The sequence below is a fragment of the Mesorhizobium sp. P5_C1 genome (assembly GCF_054049815.1).
The window spans coordinates 1-8,139 of sequence record NZ_JBFULQ010000244.1 but is presented as its reverse complement, the minus strand read 5'-3'; the positions used below and the strand labels follow the sequence as shown (position 1 = coordinate 8,139).

Annotated in this window: 8 protein-coding genes, 2 pseudogenes and 1 riboswitch; of the genes and pseudogenes, 8 read left to right on the top strand and 2 right to left on the bottom strand. The window is 63.9% G+C overall.

Translation table 11 applies throughout. The annotated features are described in order from the left end of the window. Positions 1–200, bottom strand: a pseudogene (locus ACXJ7R_RS18910) (5,6-dimethylbenzimidazole synthase); the annotation flags it as partial. A gap of 3 nt (positions 201–203) precedes the next feature. After that, positions 204–383: riboswitch (cobalamin riboswitch) on the bottom strand. A 121-nt stretch (positions 384–504) separates the two neighbouring features. Here ACXJ7R_RS18910 and ACXJ7R_RS18905 point away from each other — a divergent pair. The 6 genes and pseudogenes from ACXJ7R_RS18905 (at position 505) to ACXJ7R_RS18880 (ending at position 5,506) form a co-directional block, all read left to right on the top strand. Continuing rightward, the gene (locus ACXJ7R_RS18905; protein WP_457153175.1) at positions 505–1,431 is read left to right on the top strand and encodes a histone deacetylase family protein; all 927 of its coding nucleotides are present in this window, start codon (positions 505–507) and stop codon (positions 1,429–1,431) included. A gap of 3 nt (positions 1,432–1,434) precedes the next feature. Beyond that, a complete protein-coding gene (locus ACXJ7R_RS18900) occupies positions 1,435–1,686 on the top strand; it encodes an exodeoxyribonuclease VII small subunit (RefSeq protein WP_013532792.1) in 252 nt (83 codons plus the stop codon). 112 nt (positions 1,687–1,798) lie between these two features. Next, a complete protein-coding gene (locus ACXJ7R_RS18895) occupies positions 1,799–2,065 on the top strand; it encodes a DUF2277 domain-containing protein (protein WP_095091923.1) in 267 nt (88 codons plus the stop codon). 37 nt (positions 2,066–2,102) lie between these two features. Beyond that, a pseudogene (locus ACXJ7R_RS18890) lies at positions 2,103–3,024 on the top strand (pirin family protein). A gap of 126 nt (positions 3,025–3,150) precedes the next feature. Next, positions 3,151–5,064 (top strand): 1-deoxy-D-xylulose-5-phosphate synthase, encoded by a 1,914-nt coding sequence (gene dxs, locus ACXJ7R_RS18885; protein ID WP_457153174.1) that lies wholly within the window; start codon positions 3,151–3,153, stop codon positions 5,062–5,064. A 148-nt stretch (positions 5,065–5,212) separates the two neighbouring features. After that, complete coding sequence (locus ACXJ7R_RS18880; protein ID WP_457153173.1) at positions 5,213–5,506, top strand: hypothetical protein; 294 nt, start codon at positions 5,213–5,215, stop codon at positions 5,504–5,506. Between the two features lie 29 nt (positions 5,507–5,535). On the opposite strand, the gene ACXJ7R_RS18875 is transcribed toward ACXJ7R_RS18880, so the two are convergent. Beyond that, positions 5,536–5,937 (bottom strand): GFA family protein, encoded by a 402-nt coding sequence (locus ACXJ7R_RS18875; protein WP_457153172.1) that lies wholly within the window; start codon positions 5,935–5,937, stop codon positions 5,536–5,538. Positions 5,938–6,109: 172 nt separating this feature from the next. On the opposite strand from ACXJ7R_RS18875, the gene ACXJ7R_RS18870 reads away from it, so the two are divergent. Both ACXJ7R_RS18870 and ACXJ7R_RS18865 read left to right on the top strand, forming a co-directional pair. Continuing rightward, a complete protein-coding gene (locus tag ACXJ7R_RS18870) occupies positions 6,110–6,874 on the top strand; it encodes a TlyA family RNA methyltransferase (RefSeq protein WP_457153171.1) in 765 nt (254 codons plus the stop codon). Further along, positions 6,871–8,112, top strand: a complete 1,242-nt coding sequence (locus tag ACXJ7R_RS18865; RefSeq protein WP_457153170.1) for a class I SAM-dependent RNA methyltransferase — start codon at positions 6,871–6,873, stop codon at positions 8,110–8,112. Before ACXJ7R_RS18870 ends, ACXJ7R_RS18865 begins: the two co-directional genes overlap by 4 nt. Positions 8,113–8,139 lie beyond the last annotated feature (27 nt).

Here is an 8,139-nt window from a genome sequence, read left to right as displayed (position 1 = left end):
GCTGCAAGCAGCAGCCGCGCCAGCACCTCATCGTCGAGCGCGGTTGGCAGGAAATGGCTACGCACGTCGCGCCGCGTGAACATGGCGCGATAGACCGCATCGCGCGCATTCTGGTCAAATCCGTCGCCAACAGAGGCGGTCATGTGTTCCGGCATCGCGTGTCCCCTTGCGATTGCAATCCATTTCATCCGCCTGACCATGCGGATGACGATGCCTGCCAGGCCGGTCTTCTGGCTCGGGATCAACCCGCGTCCGGTGCCTTCCCGTTATCGACAGTGGCATTTACCGGCGCGGTCCCCCTTACAGCGTTGGGCACGCCACGGAGTTCAACCGTGTTCCCGATTCTCCCGCTTGCGGCGGGCACCAGGCAGTGGCAGCGACCTTACGCCGAAGCGCTGACGACGCCAATGCCTGCAGCGACACCGATGGACGCATGTGTGATTTTCCCCAGCCATCAGGCCACAACGCATGGCCATCGCGACGTCGGGGCACTAGATAGGGGAGATGGCCACTCGTCTCTATACCCATCCGATCTTCCTTGAACACATCACGCCGCCCGGTCACCCCGAGCGGCCGGACCGGTTGCGCGCCATCGAACGGGTGCTCGACGATGAGGCTTTTGTCGGGCTCGATCGCATCAAGGCGCCTGAAGGCGACGAGGCCACCATTCTCTACGCGCATCCCGCCGATTTCGTCGCCCGCGTCCGCGCCGCCATTCCCGACGAGGGCATCGCCCGCATCGACGCCGACACGTCAGTCAGCCCGAAGAGCTGGCAAGCGGCCATAACCGCGATCGGCGCCGCCAACGCCGCCGTAGACGATGTCTTTGCCGGCCGCGCCGACAATGTCTTCGTCGCCGCACGGCCGCCCGGCCACCATGCCGAAAAAACCACGGCCATGGGCTTCTGCCTCTTCAACACGGCGGCGATCGCCGCGCGCTACGCGCAGAAGAAACATGGCGTCGAGCGCGTTGCGGTCGTCGACTGGGACGTGCATCACGGCAACGGCACGCAGGACATTTTCTGGGACGATCCGTCGGTGCTCTATTGCTCGACGCACCAGATGCCGCTTTATCCCGGCACCGGGGCGAAGAGCGAAACCGGCGCCGGCAACATCGTCAACGCGCCGCTGGCGCCGCAGACCGGCAGCGAGGTTTTTCGTGATGCCTTGCTGTCGCGTATCCTGCCGGCGCTCGACAATTTCGCGCCCGACCTGATCATCATTTCGGCGGGGTTCGACGCGCACCATCGCGATCCGCTGGCCGAAATCAACCTGACAGAGGATGATTTCGACTGGGCGACCGGCCAGCTTATGCAGCGCGCCACGCGCCACAGCGGCAACCGGCTCGTCAGCCTGCTAGAGGGTGGCTACGATCTGCAGGGACTGGCATTTTCGGTCGCCGCCCATGTCGGGCGACTGATGAAAGGATGAATGATGGCTGGTGAGACCAACGAAGACGTCAAGGCGATGAGCTTCGAGCAGGCACTCGATGCGCTGGAAAAGATCGTCGATGATCTGGAGCGTGGCGACGTGCCGCTCGACCAGTCGATCAGGATCTATGAGCGCGGCGAGGCGCTGAAGGCGCATTGCGACCGGCTGCTGAAGGCCGCCGAGGACAAGGTCGAGAAGATCAGGCTGTCGCGCGACGGCAAGCCGGTTGGAACGGAGCCGCTCGACGCCGACTGAGTCATGCTCCCGAACGATGGTCTTGCCTCACCGGCTTTTGGACATGATCATGGTCGAGGATAGTAGCCGTCCCGATTGAAACGGCTTCAGGACAAGAGGAGGTTCGGAAACGATGTGCAGAAACATCAAGACCCTGTTCAATTTTGATCCGCCGGCAACCAATGACGAGGTGCGCGACGCCGCACTTCAGTTTGTCCGCAAATTGAGCGGAACGACGCGACCTTCGAAGCAGAACCAGCACGCCTTCGATCATGCGGTCGAAGCCATCGCGGCATCGGCGCGTGAGCTTCTCGATTCCCTCGAAACCCATCAGCATCCTCGCAATCGCGAAGAGGTGGCCGCCAAGGCGCGGGCAAAATCGGCGATCCGTTTTGCCTGATCCGACAACCAGCGACGGCCGCTGACAAGGAGAGTCCATGAGCTTCTTCCCCGGGAAAGACCCTGAAGTCGGCGACGCCTTTGCCAGCGACCAGATCGAGCTGATGGTCATTCCGAACGCCAAGGACATTGGCGGTTTCCAGGTACGCCGCGCATTGCCGACCGCCAAAAGGCGGCTCGTCGGGCCTTTCATCTTCTTCGACCGCATGGGCCCGGCGATCCTGCGCGCGGGCCAGGCGCTCGATGTCCGTCCGCATCCGCATATCGGGCTGTCGACGGTGACCTATCTGTTCGACGGCAAGATCAGGCATCGCGATTCACTCGGCACCGAAATGGTCATCCAGCCCGGCGACGTGAATTTGATGACCGCTGGCCGCGGCATCGTCCATTCCGAGCGCACGCCGGAGGAATTGCGTGGCGCGCCGATGTCGGTCTCCGGCCTGCAGACATGGCTGGCACTGCCGGACGGCAAGGAGGAAGTGGCTCCGGTTTTCGAGAACACCGCTGCCTTGCGGCTCCCCGAGATCGATGCCGAAGGCGTCAGCGGTCGCGTCGTCATCGGCGACTTCCAGGGACTGCGGTCGCCGGTGAGGGCTCACTCCGAGACGCTTTATGCCGACCTTAGGATGGCGCCGGGCGCCAGCGTGAAAATCCCGGCCGATGCGGAAGAGCGCGCCATCTACACGCTCGAAGGCGACGTTTTCGATTTCAGGCGATGTTTTTCCAGCCGAGCGACTGCTGGTGTTCCGGCCAGGCGACGAGATCGTCGTATCGTCGGAAGGCGGCGCCCATTTCATGCTGTTCGGCGGCGCCTCGCTCGGCTCGAAGCGTTACATTTGGTGGAATTTCGTCTCGTCCTCCAAGGAGCGCATCGAGCAGGCCAAGCAGGAATGGAAGACCGGCCGCTTCGATATCGTTCCCGGAGATGAGGAAGAATTCATCCCGTTGCCGGAAAGCTGATGCATGTCGCCCAAAAGTGGCCGGGTTTTGGGACCTAAAGCCTGATCCGCGTCACAGACACGCATTTACTTTCGCCGGCGGCCGGCCTATCCCGCCCATGAACAGAAAGCCTGAGCAGGCCTACCCGTGAATTCAACGCCGCATACGCCCCTTCTCGACAAGGTCCGCATCCCGGCCGACCTGCGCACGCTTGCCGAGAGCGAATTGCCGCAACTGGCATCCGAGCTTCGTGCCGAACTGATCGACGCCGTGTCACACACAGGCGGCCATCTTGGCGCCGGCCTTGGCGTGGTCGAACTGACGGTCGCGCTGCACTATGTCTTCAACACCCCGGATGACCGGCTGATCTGGGATGTCGGCCACCAGGCCTACCCGCACAAGATCCTGACCGGCCGCCGTGACCGTATCCGCACCTTGCGTCAGGAGGGCGGGCTGTCGGGCTTCACCCGCCGCGCCGAGAGCGAATACGATCCCTTCGGCGCCGCTCACTCCTCGACATCGATATCGGCCGGCCTTGGCATGGCCGCCGCCCGCGATCTCTCCGGCGGCCGCAACAATGTCATCGCCGTTATCGGCGATGGTGCCATGTCGGCCGGCATGGCCTACGAGGCGATGAACAATGCCGGCGCGCTCGATGCCCGGCTCATCGTCATCCTCAACGACAACGACATGTCGATTGCGCCGCCGACCGGTGCCATGAGCGCCTATCTGGCACGTCTGGCCTCTGGCAAGACCTATGTCGGCCTGCGCGACTTCGGCAAGAAACTGACCTCTTATCTCGGCAAGCGCGCCGACCGTGCGATCACCCGGGCGGTCGAGCATGCACGCGGCTACGTCACCGGCGGCACGCTGTTCGAGGAACTGGGCTTCTATCACATCGGCCCGATCGACGGTCACAATCTCGAGCATCTGATCCCGGTCCTGAAGAATGTCCGCGACAATGGCGAAGGCCCGGTGCTGATCCATGTCGTCACCCAGAAGGGCAAGGGCTACGCGCCGGCCGAAGCCGCCGCTGACAAATATCACGGTGTCAACAAATTCGATGTCATCACCGGTGCGCAGGCCAAGGCGCCGGCTAATGCGCCGGCCTACACCAAGGTGTTCGCCGAAAGCCTGGTCCAGGAGGGTCGCGAGGATGACCGCATCGTCGCCGTCACCGCCGCCATGCCGAGTGGTACCGGCCTCGATCTGTTCGGCGAAGCGTTTCCGTCGCGGATCTTCGATGTCGGCATCGCCGAACAGCACGCGGTGACCTTCGCCGCCGGCCTCGCCACCGAAGGCTACAAACCGTTCGCCGCGATCTATTCGACCTTCCTGCAGCGCGCCTACGACCAGGTCGTCCACGACGTCGCGATCCAGAAACTACCGGTGCGCTTTCCCATCGACCGCGCCGGCTTCGTCGGCGCCGATGGCGCCACCCATTGCGGCGCCTTTGACACCACCTTCCTGGCAACCTTGCCCGGTTTCGTGGTGATGGCAGCAGCAGACGAGGCGGAACTGCGCCACATGGTGCGCACCGCGGCAAGCTATGATGACGGCCCGATCGCCTTCCGCTATCCGCGTGGCAACGGCGTCGGCGTCGACATGCCGGAGCGCGGCGCGGTGCTCGAAATCGGCAAGGGCCGTATCGTCAGGGAAGGCACCAAGGTCGCACTCCTGTCCTTCGGCACGCGGCTGCAGGATTGCCTGATCGCCGCCGAGGAGCTTGGCGCGGCCGGGCTTTCCACCACGGTCGCCGATGCCCGTTTCGCCAAGCCGCTCGATGAGGATCTGATCCGCCGGCTGGCCCGCTCGCACGAGGTTCTGGTGACGGTGGAAGAGGGCGCCGTCGGCGGCTTCGCCAGCCATGTGTTGCAGTTCCTCGCCCATGAGGGCTTGCTTGAAAGTGGCCTGAAGGTACGCCCGCTGGTGCTGCCCGACGCGTTCACCGACCACGCCAAGCCGGAAAAGATGTATGCCGATGCCGGGCTTGATGCCGCCGGCATCGTGCGCACGGTGTTCGTCGCGCTTGGCCATACAGCCCGCGCCCAGCGCGCCTGAATCAATATCTCAAGGGCTTGAATCAGTTTGCCGGCTTGATGCTTTAACGCATTGTTAACGCTGCCGTTTGGCGCTTTGCTTACCGTGTCTCTTGGCCGTTTTTCAACGGCGCCCTGCTAGATCGTGACCAGGCAGGGAGACAAAAACAATGAGAACGCTTCTGTGCGGCGTGGCGCTTTCAGCGGTCATCGTCGCGCCGGCCGCCGCCGAAACGCGCTATGATCGCAGTCTCGAAAAGGCGGCCATGGGCATCATCGCCGGCAAGATGGGCGATATTCGCGGCGGATTTTCCTACAAGCAGGTGCCGCAGCTGGTGGTCCTGCCGGACCCTGTGCCGGCGCCTGCGCCTGCGACCGAGCATCCGGGCGAGCAGGCTTCGGGAAATCGGGATGACGGTTTGTCTCCAGCCGTCGATCGCCGGGTTTCGCGAACCATTTTCTAGAGCATGCCGCCGTCCAAGCGCGGCGCCCTTTAGAACCACATGTCGCGCACGCAGCGGCCATCGCGCGGCAGGTCGTCGTAAGTGTCGAGCCCATCGAAATGGTCGATTGGCAAGTCGGCGACGGCCTCCGGCGGCGCAAGCCTTACATTGACGGCGATTCGAGTTTGGCCGGTGGCGCTGGAGCGCAAGCCACGCCAGGCGAGCACGCAAGCGCAAGTGGGACAGAACAGGATCTCAAGCGAGGGCGCATCCTTTCCGGCGCGCGTGTAGCTTTTCATCGGCCCCGCGACGCGGATGCGTTCGTCGACATAATCGTAAGCCCAGAGCGCGCCATAGCGGCGGCAAAGCGTGCAACTGCACGCCGTGATCGGCCCGGGATCGCCCTCCAGGGTCCAGTGGGTCGCACCGCAGTGGCAGGTTCCCCTCAGCATTTGTCCTTCCTCGCGTTCGGACAGTAACGGCACTCCTGCTTAGCATTGTGCCGGGCCGATGCGATGCTCGCAAGCGCCGCAGCGGCTTGAAGCGTTCGCATGCTTTCCAACGATGTTCCTTGTCCGGCCCCAATATCCTTGCCTTCGCGACCGGCTTTCGCCATGAAGGCCGATGAACTCGCCTTTGCCAGCCAGCCCCCGCCAGCGGCTCGACGACCTGCTCGTCCAGCGGGGCCTTTTTGCCAGCCGTTCGCGCGCCCGCGACGCGGTCGAGCGTGGCACGGTGATGGTGGACGGCGTCATAGCCCGAAAGCCCGGCCAGAACGTTTCGCCGCAATGCCTGATCGCCATCGATGATCCGGCGCAAGGCTATGTGTCGCGTGCTGCGCTGAAACTGATCGGCGGGCTCGACCATTTCGGACTCGATCCAGCCGGCCGTGAAGCGCTCGACATCGGCGCCTCGACCGGCGGCTTCACCCAGGTCCTGCTCGAGCGCGGCGCGGCCCACGTCACCGCCATCGATGTCGGGCACGGCCAGATGCATGCCGATATCGGCGGCGATCCGCGTGTAACTGTCATCGAAGGCCTGAACGCGCGCGATCTCACAGTCGATGATCTGGCCGGCCGCATCCCGGATTTCGTCGTCTCCGATGTCAGCTTCATTTCGTTGAAACTGGCGCTGCCGCCGGCGCTTGGCCTTGCGAAGGCTGGTGCCTGTGCCATGTTTCTGGTCAAGCCGCAATTCGAGGCCGGCCGCGAAGCGATCGGCAAGGGCGGCCTGTTGAAGGATCCCTACGACGCCGCCCGTGTCGCCGGCCTGCTGCAGGATTGGCTGGACGCTGTTCCAGGCTGGCGTTCGCTGGGCCTGCATTTGTCGCCCATCGAAGGCGGCGACGGTAATCGCGAATTCCTGCTCGGTGGGATCAAGGATAGATGAGCGCGCGGTTCAGCATCAGGAAACTTGGCGCCCAGGGCGACGGCATCGCCGAGACCGAGAGCGGCGATCTGTTCATTCCCTTCACACTACCCGGCGAGGTCGTCACCGCCGCGCGTGAAAAAGACCGTGCCACGCTGATGGCGGTGCTAGAGGCTTCGCCGCTGCGCATCGATCCCGCCTGCCGCCATTTCACCGAATGCGGCGGTTGCGCGCTCCAGCATTTCGAAGCCGCAGCCTATCGCCAATGGAAGCGCGAAAAGGTGGTGCACGCGCTGAAGGGCAAGGGCATCGATTGCGACATCGGCGAACTGGTCGCCTGCGCGCCGCACACGCGCCGCCGCGTCGTGCTCGCCGCGCGGCGCACCGACACAGGCATGCTGCTCGGCTTCAATCGCCATCTGTCGCCGGAAATCATCTCGATATCGGGATGMCCGATCTCGCTGCCCGAGATCGTCAGCGCGTTCGATCGGCTGAAGGCGCTCGCCGAACTGGTGTGCGCCACCACCAAATCGTTCCGGCTCGCGGTCACCGTGACCGGATCGGGCCTTGACGTCGCAGTCTACGAGTCCGGCAAACTGGGCGAACACCAGCGTCGGATCGCCTCCAACTTCGTATTGGCTCAGGGATTTGCCAGGCTGTCCATCGATGACGAGATCATCATCGAGCCAAGGAAGCCTGTGGTCATGTTCGGCAATGTCGCTGTCGCCGTGCCGCCGGGCGCCTTCCTGCAAGCGACCGAGGCCGCCGAACAGACCATGGCCGATATCGTCGGCGGACATCTGAAGCGCGCCAAGAAGGTCGCCGATCTGTTCGCCGGTTGCGGCAGCTTTGCCTTGCGGCTGGCAGCGAAGTCGGAGGTCCATGCGGTCGAAGGCGATGCGGCAGCCCTTTCGGCGCTCGACCGGGGCTCGCGCTTCGCGACCGGCCTGAAGCGGGTGACGGGCGAGCGCCGCGACCTGTTCCGCCGGCCGCTGACCTTCAAGGAATTGAATGGCTTCGACGGCCTGGTGTTCGATCCGCCACGCGCCGGCGCCGAGGACCAGTCGAAGCAGATCGCACGCTCGGACGTTCCGTTTGTCGCCGCCGTATCCTGCAATCCGGTCACGCTGGCTCGCGACCTGCGAATCCTGCTCGACGGCGGCTATACATTGAAAAGCGTGACGCCGATCGACCAGTTCCTGTGGTCGCCGCATGTCGAGGCCGTGGCGCTTCTGGAGAAGCCCAAACGAAGGCGGTAGCGCTGTTCGCATTTCCTTCGGTTCACG

Excerpts from the sequence above, each read along its gene's own strand:
- ACXJ7R_RS18905 (WP_457153175.1), top strand. The coding sequence starts at position 505 with ATGGCCACTCGTCTCTATACCCATCCGATCTTCCTTGAACACATCACG.
- ACXJ7R_RS18900 (WP_013532792.1), top strand. The coding sequence starts at position 1,435 with ATGGCTGGTGAGACCAACGAAGACGTCAAGGCGATGAGCTTCGAGCAG.
- ACXJ7R_RS18895 (WP_095091923.1), top strand. The coding sequence starts at position 1,799 with ATGTGCAGAAACATCAAGACCCTGTTCAATTTTGATCCGCCGGCAACC.
- ACXJ7R_RS18880 (WP_457153173.1), top strand. The coding sequence starts at position 5,213 with ATGAGAACGCTTCTGTGCGGCGTGGCGCTTTCAGCGGTCATCGTCGCG.
- ACXJ7R_RS18875 (WP_457153172.1), bottom strand. The coding sequence starts at position 5,937 with ATGCTGAGGGGAACCTGCCACTGCGGTGCGACCCACTGGACCCTGGAG.
- ACXJ7R_RS18870 (WP_457153171.1), top strand. The coding sequence starts at position 6,110 with ATGAACTCGCCTTTGCCAGCCAGCCCCCGCCAGCGGCTCGACGACCTG.